Below are 16,531 nucleotides of genomic sequence, written 5' to 3' on the forward strand. Positions count from 1 at the left end.
TATTATTGCCGGGCAAAAGTATCTGTTATCACTTTATTCGTTACAGGATTGATTCTGTCAAGAATAAAGTTTCCATAAGAATCAAAATAACCGCTCCCACTTAAATCACCTGCCTGCAGGATAAAATCATTCTTTCTGCTAGACTTAAAAACTTTTCCGATCGAAATAAAGGCTTTATCTTTCTTTTGTTTTATTTCAAAACCATAAGGCATATTTTCAAAAAAATAAGTTTCTTCTTTAAATGAGAAAGAAATGTTTTTTGCTTCTAACATCGTATTTGCAGCCTGCTTTTCATTCGTACGATTATTAGTAATTGGAGTATCTGTTGTACTTACAGATGGAGTGGCTACTACCACGGTATTAGGGACTGGTTTAGCTTCTTTTTGTAAAGTTCCTTCACTTTTGCCATTATACCTATACTTAAGTAATTTAACATCTTTAAAAGCATCTCTAAGAGCCTCGTGGTAAGATTTTTTAAATTCTTTTTCTCTACTGGTCCCTTCTCTAGAACTAAAAATAGTAGTTCCATTACAGTCTACTAAACTCACAATTAATTTTGTCTTTAGTAAACTTGAATTTTTTTTCACGTCGGCTCTTAATCCCCTACAACCATTTGTCTTTAGGTCTTCTGGTAATTTTTCGCCCTGCATAAATGCCTCAAATCCATATTTATTGAACAAAAATTTAGTCAAAGAATTCAATTGATAATCATCATTTTCTTTCAAAAAAACATACCCTTCTGGCACAATGACATACTTATAGTCATTCACATCATTCTGTGCAGAAACATTTGATATCAATAAAAAAGCAAGCCCTAAAAATAAAACACGTGTTATATCCATCACATTATTACATTAAATCCTAACTGAATTGATGCACCTCTGGCATCTGCTAGATTAGAATATTCTAAAAGATTATTTGCCGAAATATAGAAATTAATTTTGTCAATATGGGTAGATAATAAAAAACCTATATTTTTATAAGAATACACATCGACAGTATAAGTTATTTTTCCTCTTAACAAATGAGACAATCTCTTATAATAAAATAGCGATGCTGCATATTGAGGTCTTTTAGGTCTAAATTGTGTAAAAACCTGCAAACCGAATGCGTCTTGATAAGGAGGATTTGCACAATTACAGCTGCCATCATCGTATCGATTAAACGAATATTTAATGGAACTATTGAGTTTAAGCGGACGCAAAGCAGCATAACTAGTGTTTAGTGTGTCAATAGGTATTGCCTCTTCCAATTCATCCAAAACATCCTGACCGTTATCCTCTGTTATGGGAGTTTCAAGCCCTTCGAAAACAAAACTTCCTCTTGCCCTGTATGTTTCCACATCTTTAGTATAAAAAATCATACCCAAATCAGTCATGCTTCCGGTAAATGTCCACTGATCCTCTATTTTATAACTAAAACCCACATCTACTCCAATTCCTAAATTACCGCCAAGAAATGCTCTTCCAAGAAATTTATTAAATACCTGACTAGCTCCATCAGAATTATCCTCAGATTCAATGTCGCGTAAAGAAGCATATCCTGCAGTTTGTGCACTTACATCTGCGTTACTAATTACGTGTTGATAAATATTATTTCCTTGGGGAGTTTCTATAGTTGTAAAAGTCCCGCTGTTTTTTGTACTTCTGAAATTAAAAATACTGGAATATAATTTCGCTCTAGCTCCAAAAGTAAGTTTATTATTTACTTTTTTATTGTAACCCAAATGAAAGACTGTAAGTAATTCTCCTGTAGCACTTACGTTAGAAAACCGAAACGGAATATTGATAAAATCCTGATTACCTTGGTATGCCAATACGGCAAAATCTTTTGGAAAGTACACAATTAAGTCCAACTCCTGATACAATCCCGCCGAGTAGTATAAATCATTATATTTTTTACTTCGCCAGCCAAAATTGATAAGATCTAACTGTTGGGTAAGTGTAAAGAAATCATTACTGGTTAGTTTATTTATCGTGTTTTCTATCTTGTCATTGATATTACTGCCATCATCGGCAAAAACATCATAAATCGAAGCGCCTCTAAAGCCAACATTAAAATGTATCTGAGATAAAAAGGGTACTCCTATATGATACTTAAAATCAACCTCTGCTCCTGGATTAAGCATTAAAGATTGAGGCAAATCTGTAAAATCGTATAAGGTTTCTTTATTCTGAGAATATAATGAGGATCCCAATAAACCAAGGTAAAGGCATAATAGAATTCTCATAGTTGATAATTTACATAATAACTGGCTTTTGATCTTATTTGTAACATTCCCCTTAGATCAGAATTTAGAGTTGGGGCAACAATCTCGGTAGCTATTTTTTGAGCAGAAGCTAATTGATTTAACGTTACATTATCCAATATGATCGGATCAGGGTCAGAAAATGACACCACAGGTTGTGTGCCGTCTCCTCGACCTGCTCGAACAGGAACACTATATACTTGCCCTATAGGTTGCTCTGATTCTGTTAAGAACTGAAACTGAAGTGTAAATGACCTTTCTATTGTATTACGTACTTCTATTGTCAACTCTACCCTATCTAAATTATCGATAGCAAAATCCGTCCCGACCAAATCATAGTTTATAGTATCCCGTAAAACTTCGGGAGGAATCATAAATTCTGTATTTGGAGGAGTTCCTTCGAGAATATAATCTACTACGTTAAATTCTGAATAAATAAAATCCGCTTCAAAGACAGGTGTTAGAACCACCTCATCGAGTTGCTCAAAATCCAGCTCTTTAACACAAGAAATTGTTATCAAAATTGCGCCTACAAATAGCAACAATGCATACGTTTTTTTTGTTTTCATCTGGGGAGAGTTGTTTTACTGATAACGAAAATATACAAATATTTATTACTAAATGTATCTTTTTATCTGATTTAAAGTAGCAACCTGTATAACCTCTTTTGGTAAATCCTCTTGATGGTAATTATAACATATTGCTTTGATACCTAACGCTTCAGCCCCCATAATATCAGCTTCATAGTTGTCTCCAATCATTAAACTTCTGTCAATATCGGCCCCCGAAACTTCTAACGCATGCTCAAAAATAATAGGGTTTGGTTTTTTAACACCAACCTCTTCACTATTGGTAACTGTTTTAAAATAATGGTTGATTCTAGCATTAGAAAGTTTTGTATGCTGTACTTCCTTAAAGCCATTAGTAATAATGTGCATGTGATATTTTGGCATTAAATATTCTAATAATTCTATTGCACCGCTGATTAAATAATTATTTAATGGTAAGAAATTAATATAATCATCTGATAAAGCATCTATCACTTCTAATGGCAATTGTTTTCCCAATACGTCAAAGGCTTCTATAAGTCGTCCTCTGCGCAGTTCGGTCTTACTTACCTGTTCTTCCCGATACAATTTCCAATATCGTAAATTAATAGGTTGATACACTGATAAAAACTCATCGATAGCAATTCGAATTTCGAATTTATCGAACATAAGCTGAAATGCCAAGGCAGAGTTTCTGTCAAAATCCCACAGTGTATGATCTAAATCAAAAAATATATGGTTAACTTTTTCTATTTTCATTAGTGTTCCAAATAAATTCTAGTATGGATTTCCAGTAGGTTTGTTCACTAAGTTCCCCAAATAATCCATTATTAAAAACAGGGATAAACAATCCGTTTACTTTTTTAATTTTTTCGATGTACACCTGTACCTCTTTCTTTACGGCATATTCATTCTCTGCATTTTCAAAACTTTTGGGTGTACAACAAAAAGAATGTATCACTAAAGGTGTTTGTACCTCATAGTCCAGATCATAAAACATAAAGGGCGTGCACGTTCCTGCTCTAAAACCGGCATGTCTAGGATACCCCATAGAAAAGTCTTCACTAATTTCTAATTCAATAAAGTTTCTATAAGCTTCGGGTAGTTTCAACTTGTAAAAAGCACATAATGCATATCGTAATTGCCTATTAACAATATGCTCTATTCTTGTTTTTTCTGTTTTTAATATCGTTAGATCAGCGATCGCTTCGTACGATACTTTAAGTCCGACATCAATATAATCTGAAGCGTGTTTAATTACTTCTCTATGTTCAGGATTGTTATGATTGATGTTTTTTTCATAATTCGTATAATCGCCCAAACCAAAAAACAAAATACACTTTCGAGCATTATTCTTTTGTAAATTAATAATAAAATCAAAAGTATTGTATGGATCCTTTTTGATGCCTAGCAACACCTTTATTCGATCTGTGAACTCATTAATTTTTAGTTGCCAAAGATCACGAAAAGCTCCACCCAAAGATCTTAATATTCCTTTTTGCCAATAGGCAAAAGTTTGATTTACATACAAAATTGGAAGTACACTAAACTTTCTTTCCTGAAATAGTATATCCGGATATTTTTCCTGTAAAACATTCTTAAACTTAAGTGCCCAAATATCTACGACCGGTTCCTGCAAAAAGTCATTCTGATAAGCTATACTTTCTGTGGCGGCAAATCTGCCAAGTACATCCTTTACATGGGGTAGATATTCTTCATATCTAGTCAATAAATAAAAAGAAGCTGCAAAAATATCAAATGGCAACGCCTTATTAGGATGTTTAACCTGAAAAAAACATTGCGTATCGTCCCAAGGCAATACTTGAATATCTACCTCATTAAAGCCGTGTTCAAAAAGCAAATCAACACTTTGAAAATAGAGTTCCTTTCCCAATGGTTGTTTTCCATAGGATAGTTTGGGACCATCATGAGCAATAAAAGATTCTATTTTAGAAGAAAAATCGATCTCTAATCCCAATATTCTCTTGCAGATGTGCTTAAATGTATAAGATACTCTGGGAGTTATTTTTTGAACGTGAACTAATAACATACTTTTAATTATAGTATTGCTGCGTCTGCAAAGCTAAAATACTTCTTTTCTGTAACTATGAGGTGGTCTAAGAGCTTAATATCTAAAGTTGCACCAGCATGTTTCAATTTTTGGGTTAAGACTTTATCCGATTGGCTTGGAGTCAACGATCCGCTGGGATGATTATGAGCCAGGATTATAGAAGTTGCACCAAACTCTAATGCAAACCTGTAAACGATTCTTGGATCTACCAATGTTCCCGTCTTGCCTCCTACACTTATTTGTTTTTTTTGTAATACTGTATTAGCATTATTAAGATACAATATCCAAAACTCTTCGTGTTCCAAATCACCTATATACGGATTTAGAATTTCGAATACATCTTTACTACTTGCTATTTTACGTACAACAGGAACCTCTTCCTCCTTTCTCCTTCTCCCCAATTCGAGCGCTGCAACGATAGAAATTGCCTTAGCCTCTCCAATACCTTTAAAATTCATCAACTGTTTTACAGATAACTTTCCCAAAAAATTGATTTGATGGTCTACACTGGCTAAAATCCTTTTACTTAATGCGACCGCGCTCTCATTACGATTTCCTGAACCTATCAAGATTGCAATCAATTCTGAGTCGCTTAACACATGCTTCCCTTTAACCAATAATTTCTCTCTTGGGCGATCATTTTCATCCCATTCCCTGATCGAAAATGAAGAATTAACCTTACTCATAATCTATTTTTATACAGTTTTATTCCCTTAAATTTTAATTATATAAGTATAAACTATTTATCTCAAACACAATATTTTATTGCCTAAAATATTCATACAATTACAGCTTGCTATTCACATATCTATATATTATTGAAATATATATTTGTTTGAAAATGAAAGTTTTACTATATTTGACCACCCATAATCTAAAAACAAAGAATTTAACAACTTCAAATTGACCTATTTATGAAAAACATTTTTACTTTCGTATTACTATTCACCACCATATGTTTCTATGGACAAGACAGGAAACGTATCAGTTTTTTAAATCTAGTAGGAAATCACATACAAGTTCCTCGAGGATGCCAGGCACAATCAGAGTTTGAATTACAAGCTTGTAACGGAACATCCATAAAGTGGGATTATTACAGTGATGATATGTTAACAGCTGTTTTTGACGCTACTATTGATGCTTTTGGAGCCGAGAATACTTCTAAAACCGCAGTAACATTTACTTCCTTTGGATCACAACTAACAGGGTTTAAATTTAAGTCTGGGACTACTTTTCAGTATTTTTTAATGGGAAAAATCAAAGATCAACCGTTAATGATCAATCTGGGAACGCCTTCGGATATATCTGCTAATGGTGATTTAGAAGGTATTCTCAAACTTGTTTTCGAAAAAGTAGGTTAATAAAAATATAACATCTCCCTTTTTAGTATTGTCTAAGAGTTATTTAATAATAGCTTAGCACTGGTACGCGCTTTTTTAAAATAATTCTGTTATTTTTGATTGCTAAAAAGTACGCTACATGAAATCTCTCTTTGACGAATCTACTAGAAAAGAAATAGAAAAACGTATTCTTGATTTATCGAATACGAGTACTCCTTCGTGGGGTAAGATGGATGTTTCCCAAATGTTTTATCACTGTCAGTTTCCTCTTAAAATCGCTCTTAAGAAGGATCATCCGCCAATGAAGTCTAATTTATTAGCCAAACTATTCTTTAAGAAAGCGATGTATAATGACAAACCTTGGAAGCAAGGTTTACCCACCCATCCAAAACTTAAAGTAGCGGATGAAAAGGTTTTTGAAAAAGAAAAGCATCATTTATTAGAGCTTGTAAACGAATTCTCTGAAAAAAGAACGGTTTCCGATTGGGATCCACATCCTATGTTCGGAAAGTTTACTAAAGATCAGTGGGGTAAAATGCAATACAAGCATTTAGATCATCATCTTCAACAATTTAACGTATAGCCTGTGTATCCACCAAAACATCATCAGGACTATAACGAGAAGCATATTAAAAGTGTAGCAACTTCTTACCCTTTTGCCACTCTTATATCTGCTAAGAACACAACACCTTTTGTAACGCATGCACCGCTTATTTTTCATGACGAAAAGCTTGTTGGACATATTGATACCAAGAATCCTCATGTCGAATTATTGAAAAGTAATTATCCGGTTACTACAATTTTTCAGGGGCCGCAAACCTATATTTCACCATCGATTTATACCACTAATCAGTTACCAACCTGGAACTATATTATTGCACACGCAACAGGAATCGTAAACGAAATAAAAGAAACTGAAATTATAAAAAAATCTATGGTTATGATGACAGAATTTCTTGAAGCTCCTAATCAGGATTTTATATTATCATTAGAAGACCCTAGAATGGATCGCCTGGTTCCATACATACATTGTTTCGAAATTGAGGTACAAAAATGGGAAGGAAAGTTCAAACTAAGTCAGGATAAAATACCTGCGGATATTGAAAATGCCAAGCATGAACTTATCAAAAATAATCAAAAGAATATTGCCGATTTTGTGAATGGATTGTACGAAATGCATTTTTAACCTTAAATCAATTCCGTTACCTCATCAAAATCTAAACCTCCATAATTACCACTACTCATTAGAAGCAATGCAGCATTCGTAAAATCCTTGCGATATAAATACGTTTTAAACTCGTCTGGGTTGGTATAGATTATAAGGTCATTCCTTTTGAAAGCCCGTGCTATTTGTTCTGCAGAGACCTCTTCTAACTGTTTAATTTTTACAGCATTTGGGGAATAAAACACTACAGCTTCGTCAGCTGCATCCAGTGCTCCTTCGTATTCGTTGAGAAACTCTGCGTTAAGACTGCTATATGTATGTAATTCTAAACAAGCAATCAATTGCCTGTTTTTATATTGGTCTTTTACAGCCTTGGTCGTAGCACTTACTTTAGATGGACTGTGTGCAAAATCCTTATACGCAACTGCAGTATTACTTTCTGCTATTTTTTCCAGCCTTTTAGAAGCCCCTTTAAAAGAGGCAATGGCTTCATAAAATTCATCTTCGTCTATACCCATATGTTGGCATATCCATTTGGCTCCTGCCAGATTATTTAAGTTATGTGCGCCAAAAATTTCAATAGGCATTTCTCCCTCTGGAGTTTGTAATAATGTCTCTCCATCTTCTACCCTATAAGCTGGGGTTTTGTATGGTATTTTTCGAATTTGATTTTCAGAATTCTCAACCACTTTTACCACTTCAGTATCTTCTGCATTATAATTAATACTTCCGCCGCGAACCACACTATTTACAAAAATCTGAAATTGATCCACATAATTTTCAAATGTCGGAAATACATTAATATGATCCCAGGCAATTCCGCTAAGTAATGCAATATTAGGTTGATATAAATGGAATTTTGGTCTTCGGTCTATCGGAGAAGAAAGATATTCATCTCCTTCTAGTACCATAAAATCATTATCTTCTGTAAGATGAACCATGGTATCAAAACCTTTTAATTGTGCACCCACCATATAATCTACTTCTTTTTCATGATAATGCAAGACATGCAAAATCATTGAGGTAATCGTAGTTTTACCGTGAGACCCTCCAATAACCACACGGGTTTTATTTTTAGACTGTTCAAACAGAAACTCCGGGTACGAATATATTGTCACCCCTAATTCTTGGGCTTTACGTAACTCTGGATTATCTTCTTTAGCGTGCATACCCAGTATAATTGCATCAATATCGGCAGTAATTTTCTCAGGAAACCAGCCAAAAGCTTCAGGCAACAACCCAAAATGATTTAATCTTGATTTTGAAGGTTCAAAAATAACATCATCACTCCCAGTTACCTGATCTCCTTTTTGATGCAGTGCCATAGCCAGGTTGTGCATAGCACTACCTCCTATAGCAATAAAATGTACTCGCATAATTATGTTCTTTTTTTTGAAGAGAGTAAAGATAAAATTAATTGCGAAGTTTGGATTACGATTTACGACAAAACAAAAAGTATCTATGTGCTTTGAGCTTGTGAAAACCTCAGAAACCGGCAAGCTAAAAAAGGCATAAAACGTTTCATTAAAGGAAATATTAATATTTACAACGCCGCATTTCTATAATAAAGATCAGGTTATAAGTAAACCACTACCAATTGCATTGCTCACTTGCCAACCTATTCACATACCCAAACACTCATTTATTAAAAGACTTCACTAAACAAAACAAGCTTTTCCCTAAATTACCGTTGCAATTATGTAGCTTTATACAGTTATTTACCTACATCAAGTTTGTACAAAGAAAAATGGTACAAGACTTGTTACTGATTTAACAAACACAAAAATCAAACAGATGAAGAAAAATATCATTCTTGTTTTCATACTCTTTATTACAAACCTACATTATATGGCCTCGCAAGACAATTATCAGGACGACTGGAAAAAAGTAGAAGATTTTGACCAACAGGGACTTCCAAAATCTGCATTAGAAATTGTAGAAAACATACAGACCAAAGCCAAAAACACCAACAATTCTGATCAAATCATCAAAGCATTACTTTATAAGGCCAAATACAATCTGATTTTAGAAGAAAATGCACAACTAAATATTATTCAGGAATTTAAAAGTGAAATCAACAAAAGTAAGTTTCCAAGCAGGAACATTCTGGAAAGTATTTTGGCAAATTTGTATTGGCAATATTTTCAGGAAAACAGGTGGCAGTTTTATAATAGAACCAAAACTTCAGAAAAAGTAGACAAAGAAGACTTTAGAACCTGGGATTTGGAAACCTTATTTGAGGAAGTCCATAAATACTATCAAAAATCATTAGATAATGGGTTGTTAGCTCAACAAACCGATTTAGCACAATTTGATAATATACTTTCGCAAGCAAGGAATTCTAAAGTATACAGACCTACACTTTATGATTTCCTATCACATAATGCTTTAGCTTTTTACAAAACTTCAGAAACCAACATAACCAAACCAGCGTATGCGTTTGAAATAGATTCTCCTGATTATTTGGAGGGGCATGTAAAATTTTCGATGCGTAAACTTAGTACTCAGGACTCATTATCATTGCAGTTTCATGCGTTAAAAATTTATCAAAACCTTATCAATTTTCATAAGAGAGATCAGCAACCTAATGCATTGATCGAAGTAAATATTGAGCGCTTACAATTCGTTTATGATCACGCCGTATTTATAGACAAGCAAGAACTTTTACTGGCTACATTACAGTCCGAAAAAAAGAAACACGAAAGCAGTCCGTCTTCTACACTATATGATTATGAAATTGCCCATCTTTACCAGACACAAGCCGCTTCATATATCCCTAATGAAAATGAAATACATCGATGGACACTTCAGAAAGCAATCAGGATATGTGATGAGGCTATTGCTGCCTATCCCAAATCCAGAGGTGCAAATAATTGCAAATATCTAAAAGAACAAATACTGGATAAACAGGTCAATTCTATAAAAGTAGAAAGCTACATTCCGATAAACAAACCCTCACGAATTTTGGTCAATTATAAAAATCTCGAGCGGTTATATTGTAAGGTTTTAAAAGTGAATCAAAACCAGTTAGAATTATTTCAGACAATTTATGAAAGAGAAAAACAAATCGCTTTTCTGAACAAATTATCTATAGTAAATTCCTGGGAAGCTAAACTTCGTGATGAAAAAGACTACCAAAACCACGATATAGAAGTTATCATTCCTGAATTATTACAAGGTGCTTACATTATTGTGGGGTCAACGACTAAAGAGCTAAACGCAAAACAGTTGTTTTCTTTTGGGAACCTTCAGGTAACAAATCTCGCTCTTGTTGAAAACAAAACAGTAAAAGAAACAAAGTTTCAGGTTATAGATAGAAACAATGGTGCTCCTATTGCAAATGCTTCGATCAAATTAATATCAGAGAACAGAAGAAATAATTTAAATCAAACCCTTACCACCGACGAAAAAGGGGAAGCCTCTTTTATCAAAGAGGGCTATTATTACAACGTGACCGCAACCATTAGTAAAGGAACTGATAAAGCATATTTTAAAGGATTATATCTCAATCAATATGCTGCCAACAATACTCCGGACAATAGTCCCAGAAATACCTCTTTTTTATTTACAGATCGAAGTATTTACAGACCGGGACAAACAGTGTACTTTAAAGGAATTATGATGGCTGCAACGGGAAAAGAAGATCCCAAAGTAGTTACTAACAGTCCGACGTTTGCAAAACTCATTGACGTAAATGGACAAGAAGTTAAACTAGTACGTTTTAAGACCAATGAATATGGGTCTTTTGCAGGTGAGTTTATCATACCTTCTTCGGGGCTGACAGGCAATTACACCATCCAAACAAGCAATTATAACAGTACCTCTTTCTCGGTAGAGGAGTATAAACGACCTAAGTTCGAAACAACATTTAATTCGGTTACAGAAACCTATAAACTAAATGATAGTATCAAACTTACAGGTACTGCAACTGCTTATGCTGGTGGCAATATTACAGATGCTAAAGTAGTATATCGGGTATCCCGACAAGTACAGTATCCACGCTGGTGCTATTGGTTTCCCAGAAATAGAACAGAAGAACAAGAGATCACTTATGGAGAAACTAAAACAAATGATACAGGCGAATACCATATTACATTTGTCGCAATCCCCGACAAAAGTGTTTCAAAAGACAATCAACCAATTTTTACCTATAAAGTGACTGCGGATGTTACGGATATCAATGGAGAAACAAGAAGTACTACAACCAATGTCCGTGTAGGATATCACGCTTTAACAGCATCCATAAGCGTCCCTTCTGAAATTGACAAAGCGAAGAAAGACCATACCCTTGGTATACGTACGCAAAATCTTAATAATGAATTTGTTGCAAATAGCGGAACCATCAAAATCCATAAACTAAAAGCTCCGGAATGTCCATTGCGTGATCGCCCCTGGAAAGCCCCTGATTATCGTAGTTTGACAAAAGAAGCGTTTAAAAAATTATTCCCGAACGATGCTTATCAAAATGAGGATGATTTTAGAAACTGGGAAAAAGGAAATCTGGTTTTTGAAAAAGATTATGATACCAAAGAGACCAAAAATAACGAAAAAGGCATAGAAGAATTATCCCTTGGAACCATCAATAAATGGGAAGCCGGTAAATATGTGATAGCACTAAACACCACGGACAAGTTTGGACAGGAAGTGAAAGATATTAGATACTTTACCGTATTTGATCAATCAGATAACATAATTCCGGATAATAAACTATTCGAAATTACAACAAACAGAACTACCTACAAAACTGGGGATGAAGTGGTGCTAAAACTAAGTTCTGCATCAAAAGATCTATACGTAACCGTTGATATTGAAAAGAATCACAAGCTGATCCAAACCAACATTGTAAAACTATCCAATAATAATAAAACCATAACAATACCGGTAAAAAAAGAAGATCTGGGTGGATTTGCAATCGCCTACAGCTTTGCAAATTTTAACGGATTCCAAAGTGGTACTTTGCCTATCACAGTTCCTTATGAACCTACAGAACTTACGATCGAAACCAACACTTTTAGAGATAAATTACAACCTGGACAACAAGAAACCTGGAGTTTTACCATCAAAGGATCCAAAGGAGATAAAGTAACTGCAGAACTACTTGCTAGTATGTATGATGCTTCATTAGATCAGTTTAGGACACATCAATGGTATTTTAATCCAATCAGCAGACCTAAGTATTACTCCTACGCTCAGCGCAAAGCTGCTAGAAGTTTTACTGAAACTAATTTCAATATTTATGACGGATATGATCAAAAAAACCGCTTTCAAACGCAAGGCTATGATCAACTTAATTGGTTTGGACTGTATTTTGGCAACGCATATCTGGTAGGAGGAGTAAGAGGAGAGAAACTGAGCAGAATGGCTAGTAAAAGTGCTCCTGTGGCAGAAATGGCGATGGAATCTGTTGCCAACGATGAAGAATTAGAAGAAGTTGCAGTAGCTGGGAATATGAAAGAAGAAAAGGAAGCAGATTCTTTAGGTACTGTTGACAATAACAATGATAAAAAAGAATCCTCTCTAGAAGGTATTAAAATCCGTAAAAATCTTCAGGAAACTGCTTTTTTCTTTCCACAGTTAACCACAGATTCAGAAGGGAATGTGAGTTTTAACTTTACTGCTCCTGAGGCTTTGACCCGATGGAAATTACAATTACTTGCCCATACCAAAGAATTGAATGCAGGTACACAATTACTGGAAACGGTGACCCAAAAAGAGTTGATGATTTTACCAAACCCACCAAGATTCTTACGAGAAGGGGATCGGATAATTTTGAGTTCTAAAGTGTCTAACATTTCTGCTAAAGATCTTACAGGTGTTATAGCATTACAATTAACAGATGCATTAACTGGTAAATCCATTGATACCGATTTGAAGAACACCAGCATTCGCAAGGAATTCTCGGTAAAAGCTGGCGGAAACACCAATATCTCCTGGGAACTTGAGATCCCCGACAATGTACAAACGGTACAATATAAAATTGTTGCCAAGGCCGGTGAATTCTCTGACGGTGAACAAAATGTGCTTCCTGTATTATCTAACAGAATGATGGTAACAGAAACACTGCCTATGTGGATACGTTCTGATCAAACCAAAACTTTTACATTAGATAAGTTAAAAAACAACACATCGACTACGCTAAAAAACCACAAGCTCACGTTAGAAATGACATCCAATCCAGCTTGGTACGCGGTGCAGGCACTACCCTACCTTATGGAATATCCCTATGAATGCGCAGAGCAAACATTTGCCAGGTATTATGCCAATTCATTAGCGAGTCATATTGCCAATTCTAATCCCAGAATTCGGGAGGTGTTTGAGCAATGGAAAAACACAGACGCTTTATTGAGTAATCTCGAAAAAAATCAGGAATTAAAATCATTAATTATTCAAGAAACACCTTGGTTACGAGATGCACTTAACGAAACAGAACAAAAGAAACGCATTGCATTGCTTTTTGATCTTAATAAGATGAATAATGAGTTAGAAAGCGCATTAAACAAATTGCAACAAGTACAATATGGTTCCGGAGCGTTTCCGTGGTTTAAAGGTGGAATAGAAAATCGCTACATCACACAACATGTCGCCGCAGGTTTTGGGCACTTAAAAAAATTAGGAGTAACCCAATTTGATAACAAGGCACAGAATATGATTCAAAAAGCGGTTCGATACTTGGATCAGGAATTTGTAAAAGAATATGAAAAACTTAAGAAATACTGTAAGCAAAATAATATTGATATCAATAAAGATCATCTGAGTCATACACAGGTTCATTATTTATATATGCGTAGTTTCTTTTCTGATATCAAAAGAGCTAGTAATACCGATGAAGCTTGGGAGTATTATATGGGCCAGTCTAAAAAATATTGGTTAGATAGGGGTTTATATGCTCAGGGAATGTTGGCGTTGATAGTACACCGAAACAATGATCCTGCTACCGCGACCAAAATCATTCGATCATTGGATGAAAAAAGTATCACCAGCGAAGAACTGGGTATGTACTGGAAATCGAATACCGCTAGTTGGTATTGGTATCAGGCACCTATTGAAACCCAAGCACTGATGGTTGAAGTTTTTGCTGAGATCGAACAAGAGCCAAAAAAGACAACAACTGTAGACAATCTAAAGGTTTGGTTATTGAAAAACAAGCAAACCAATCGATGGAAAACTACCAAAGCTACTACAGAAGCTGTTTATGCCTTACTTCTGCAAGGCAGCGATTGGTTATCGGTAACCGATATGGTAGAAATTGTAATCGGAAATCAAACAATTGATCCTAGCCAAATGGAGGAGGTAAGAGTAGAAGCTGGTACAGGATATTTTAAAACGTCTTGGAACGGAAATGAAATACAAAAAGAAATGGCTACTGCCAAAATCACTCAAAAAGGAAAAGGGATCGCCTGGGGAGCATTATACTGGCAGTATTTTGAAAACCTGGATAAGATTACTTCTGCAGAAACTCCGTTAAAACTAAAGAAAAAGCTTTTTGTAAAAAAGAATACCGCCCAAGGTGAAGAAATTACAGAAGTCACTAAAGATACACCATTGCAGTTAGGCGATTTGGTTCGCGTACGCATCGAACTACGATCAGATCGCGCAATGGAGTTTATACATATGAAAGATATGAGGGCTTCTGGGCTAGAACCGACCAACGTCATTTCTCAATATAAATATCAGGATGGATTAGGCTATTATGAAAGTACAAAGGATGCTTCTACTAATTTTTTCTTTGACTATCTCCCCAAAGGAGTCTATGTGTTTGAATATGATCTACGTGTCAACAATAAAGGAGATTTCTCTAACGGAATCACGACCATACAGAGTATGTATGCACCAGAGTTTAGCAGCCATTCTGAAGGCGTTAGAGTAAAGGTGGAATAATACCACAGTCAACCTTATAAAAACCACTAAAACCAGATATTGATGTACTTGGCTTTGGTTTATAGGGAATTATGTTTTATTTATATGATATAAATGAAGATGTAACCGTCGAATTAAACGTTTAATTCGATGGATATTATAACAATATAGCAACCAGGAGATGTAAACTTATGCTGGCGGTAATTAAAACAACATGAACAATGAGAAATAGCATACTTAAGTTTTTAACACTGTCATTCATAATATTTTTAAATGCCTGTAAAACCGAGAATTCTGAAACAAAAAAGAATAATTCTTTAAAAGAGGAAAACCTTTATTTTGGGTATAACCCACCGGGATTAACCCCCGAAATTTTTATCCCTAAAAAGAGTACCTCTCAAGATTGGAAAATAGGGAATACGGACTCTTTGACTATGGATGAATTTTATTTTACATACACCGGCAACGATCCCTTTGAGGACCCATTAGTTGTGTATCGGAATGAAGGTAGTTATTATAGGGTAAATAAATTTAGCTTTAAACATAATCCCAGCGATAATAACATCTTATATTCAAGATGGAACTATATAGAGCGCACAGGTTCTGGATGGTCGAAAATTAAAAGTCTAGGTCCCATGTTTGATAGGGAAGACTGGGGTATTATGGTGATGTCAGTTTCCTCTAAAGGCACCTTTGTTTTTGATGACTATAAAAGTAATGACGTGATCCGAATGTCAAGGATAATAGACGGTAAACGTGAAGAACCAAAATTACTTGGCGAACATATTAATACGGGAAAATGGACAGCTCACCCATTTATAGCTCCAGATGAATCCTTCTTAATATGGGGTAGTGAACGAGACGATGGATATGGTAAGCAGGACAATTATATCAGTTTTGGACAGCAAGATGGTTCATGGGGTCCAGCTATTAATATGGGAGATAAGATAAATTCAGAGCTAGTAGAGAGCGGTGCTAGATTAACACCTGATGGAAAATATTTACTTTTTGGAAGGTCAGAAGAAAAAGAAAAAGAAGATGGCAGCACCTATTGGGAGACGACAAAATACTGGGTTGATGCCAAGATTATTGAAACCCTTAGGCCACAACAATGACTTTACATAAAAATTTAAAATTTTAACTACCGCCAACAATGGTAGCTACTGGACAAGCCAATAATTCTTAATAGAACGACTTATTTTAAGCCTCTTTAAGAGAGGTTTTTATACATTTAATTAAATTCGCTGTGGTTGCTCCTCTTTTCACCTTTTTATGTATTAATTTCAGATACTTTTTCAGATT

Annotated in this window: 12 protein-coding genes; 5 read left to right on the forward strand and 7 right to left on the reverse strand. The window is 34.8% G+C overall.

The annotated features are described in order from the left end of the window. Positions 1-2 precede the first annotated feature (2 nt). Genes ACWGOQ_RS15410 through radC form a run of 6 tightly spaced genes read right to left on the reverse strand, consistent with a single transcriptional unit; the run spans position 3 to position 5,553 of the window. A complete protein-coding gene (locus ACWGOQ_RS15410; RefSeq protein ID WP_452058755.1) occupies positions 3-842 on the reverse strand; it encodes a hypothetical protein in 840 nt (279 codons plus the stop codon). Beyond that, positions 842-2,230 (reverse strand): DUF5723 family protein, encoded by a 1,389-nt coding sequence (locus tag ACWGOQ_RS15415; protein ID WP_452058754.1) that lies wholly within the window; start codon positions 2,228-2,230, stop codon positions 842-844. The genes ACWGOQ_RS15410 and ACWGOQ_RS15415 overlap by 1 nt, the downstream gene beginning before the upstream one ends. After that, a complete protein-coding gene (locus ACWGOQ_RS15420; RefSeq protein ID WP_452058753.1) occupies positions 2,227-2,817 on the reverse strand; it encodes a hypothetical protein in 591 nt (196 codons plus the stop codon). The genes ACWGOQ_RS15415 and ACWGOQ_RS15420 overlap by 4 nt, the downstream gene beginning before the upstream one ends. Before the next feature lie 48 nt (positions 2,818-2,865). Next, a complete protein-coding gene (locus ACWGOQ_RS15425) occupies positions 2,866-3,555 on the reverse strand; it encodes a YjjG family noncanonical pyrimidine nucleotidase (RefSeq protein ID WP_452058752.1) in 690 nt (229 codons plus the stop codon). Further along, positions 3,536-4,846 carry a polysaccharide deacetylase family protein gene (locus tag ACWGOQ_RS15430; RefSeq protein ID WP_452058751.1) on the reverse strand — a complete coding sequence of 437 codons (1,311 nt, stop codon included), beginning with the start codon at positions 4,844-4,846 and terminating at the stop codon, positions 3,536-3,538. Before ACWGOQ_RS15430 ends, ACWGOQ_RS15425 begins: the two co-directional genes overlap by 20 nt. Positions 4,847-4,854: 8 nt before the next feature. Then, entirely contained in the window at positions 4,855-5,553 is a 699-nt protein-coding gene (gene radC / locus ACWGOQ_RS15435; protein ID WP_452058750.1) for a RadC family protein, read from the reverse strand. Positions 5,554-5,781: 228 nt separating this feature from the next. Between radC and ACWGOQ_RS15440 the strand changes: the two genes are divergently transcribed. The 3 genes from ACWGOQ_RS15440 (at position 5,782) to ACWGOQ_RS15450 (ending at position 7,393) form a co-directional block, all read left to right on the forward strand. Further along, complete coding sequence (locus ACWGOQ_RS15440) at positions 5,782-6,228, forward strand: hypothetical protein (RefSeq protein ID WP_452058749.1); 447 nt, start codon at positions 5,782-5,784, stop codon at positions 6,226-6,228. Positions 6,229-6,346: 118 nt separating this feature from the next. Continuing rightward, a complete protein-coding gene (locus ACWGOQ_RS15445; protein ID WP_452058748.1) occupies positions 6,347-6,790 on the forward strand; it encodes a DUF1569 domain-containing protein in 444 nt (147 codons plus the stop codon). A gap of 3 nt (positions 6,791-6,793) precedes the next feature. Then, a complete protein-coding gene (locus tag ACWGOQ_RS15450) occupies positions 6,794-7,393 on the forward strand; it encodes an FMN-binding negative transcriptional regulator (protein ID WP_452058747.1) in 600 nt (199 codons plus the stop codon). Between the two features lie 2 nt (positions 7,394-7,395). Here the strand turns inward: ACWGOQ_RS15450 and ACWGOQ_RS15455 are convergent, their stop codons facing one another. Continuing rightward, positions 7,396-8,748, reverse strand: coding sequence for a UDP-N-acetylmuramate--L-alanine ligase (locus ACWGOQ_RS15455; RefSeq protein ID WP_452058746.1), 1,353 nt, complete (start codon positions 8,746-8,748; stop codon positions 7,396-7,398). Positions 8,749-9,166: 418 nt separating this feature from the next. On the opposite strand from ACWGOQ_RS15455, the gene ACWGOQ_RS15460 reads away from it, so the two are divergent. Continuing rightward, positions 9,167-15,250, forward strand: a complete 6,084-nt coding sequence (locus ACWGOQ_RS15460; protein ID WP_452058745.1) for an alpha-2-macroglobulin family protein — start codon at positions 9,167-9,169, stop codon at positions 15,248-15,250. Between the two features lie 200 nt (positions 15,251-15,450). After that, entirely contained in the window at positions 15,451-16,344 is an 894-nt protein-coding gene (locus ACWGOQ_RS15465) for a hypothetical protein (RefSeq protein WP_452058744.1), read from the forward strand. Positions 16,345-16,531: the final 187 nt, after the last annotated feature.

It is taken from the genome of Aquimarina ulvae, assembly GCF_053613295.3.

Bases quoted from the DNA above. Each gene is read 5' to 3' on its own strand.
- ACWGOQ_RS15410 (WP_452058755.1), bottom strand. From the start codon at position 842: ATGGATATAACACGTGTTTTATTTTTAGGGCTTGCTTTTTTATTGATA.
- ACWGOQ_RS15415 (WP_452058754.1), bottom strand. From the start codon at position 2,230: ATGAGAATTCTATTATGCCTTTACCTTGGTTTATTGGGATCCTCATTA.
- ACWGOQ_RS15420 (WP_452058753.1), bottom strand. From the start codon at position 2,817: ATGAAAACAAAAAAAACGTATGCATTGTTGCTATTTGTAGGCGCAATT.
- ACWGOQ_RS15425 (WP_452058752.1), bottom strand. From the start codon at position 3,555: ATGAAAATAGAAAAAGTTAACCATATATTTTTTGATTTAGATCATACA.
- ACWGOQ_RS15430 (WP_452058751.1), bottom strand. From the start codon at position 4,846: ATGTTATTAGTTCACGTTCAAAAAATAACTCCCAGAGTATCTTATACA.
- radC (WP_452058750.1), bottom strand. From the start codon at position 5,553: ATGAGTAAGGTTAATTCTTCATTTTCGATCAGGGAATGGGATGAAAAT.
- ACWGOQ_RS15440 (WP_452058749.1), top strand. From the start codon at position 5,782: ATGAAAAACATTTTTACTTTCGTATTACTATTCACCACCATATGTTTC.
- ACWGOQ_RS15445 (WP_452058748.1), top strand. From the start codon at position 6,347: ATGAAATCTCTCTTTGACGAATCTACTAGAAAAGAAATAGAAAAACGT.
- ACWGOQ_RS15455 (WP_452058746.1), bottom strand. From the start codon at position 8,748: ATGCGAGTACATTTTATTGCTATAGGAGGTAGTGCTATGCACAACCTG.
- ACWGOQ_RS15460 (WP_452058745.1), top strand. From the start codon at position 9,167: ATGAAGAAAAATATCATTCTTGTTTTCATACTCTTTATTACAAACCTA.
- ACWGOQ_RS15465 (WP_452058744.1), top strand. From the start codon at position 15,451: ATGAGAAATAGCATACTTAAGTTTTTAACACTGTCATTCATAATATTT.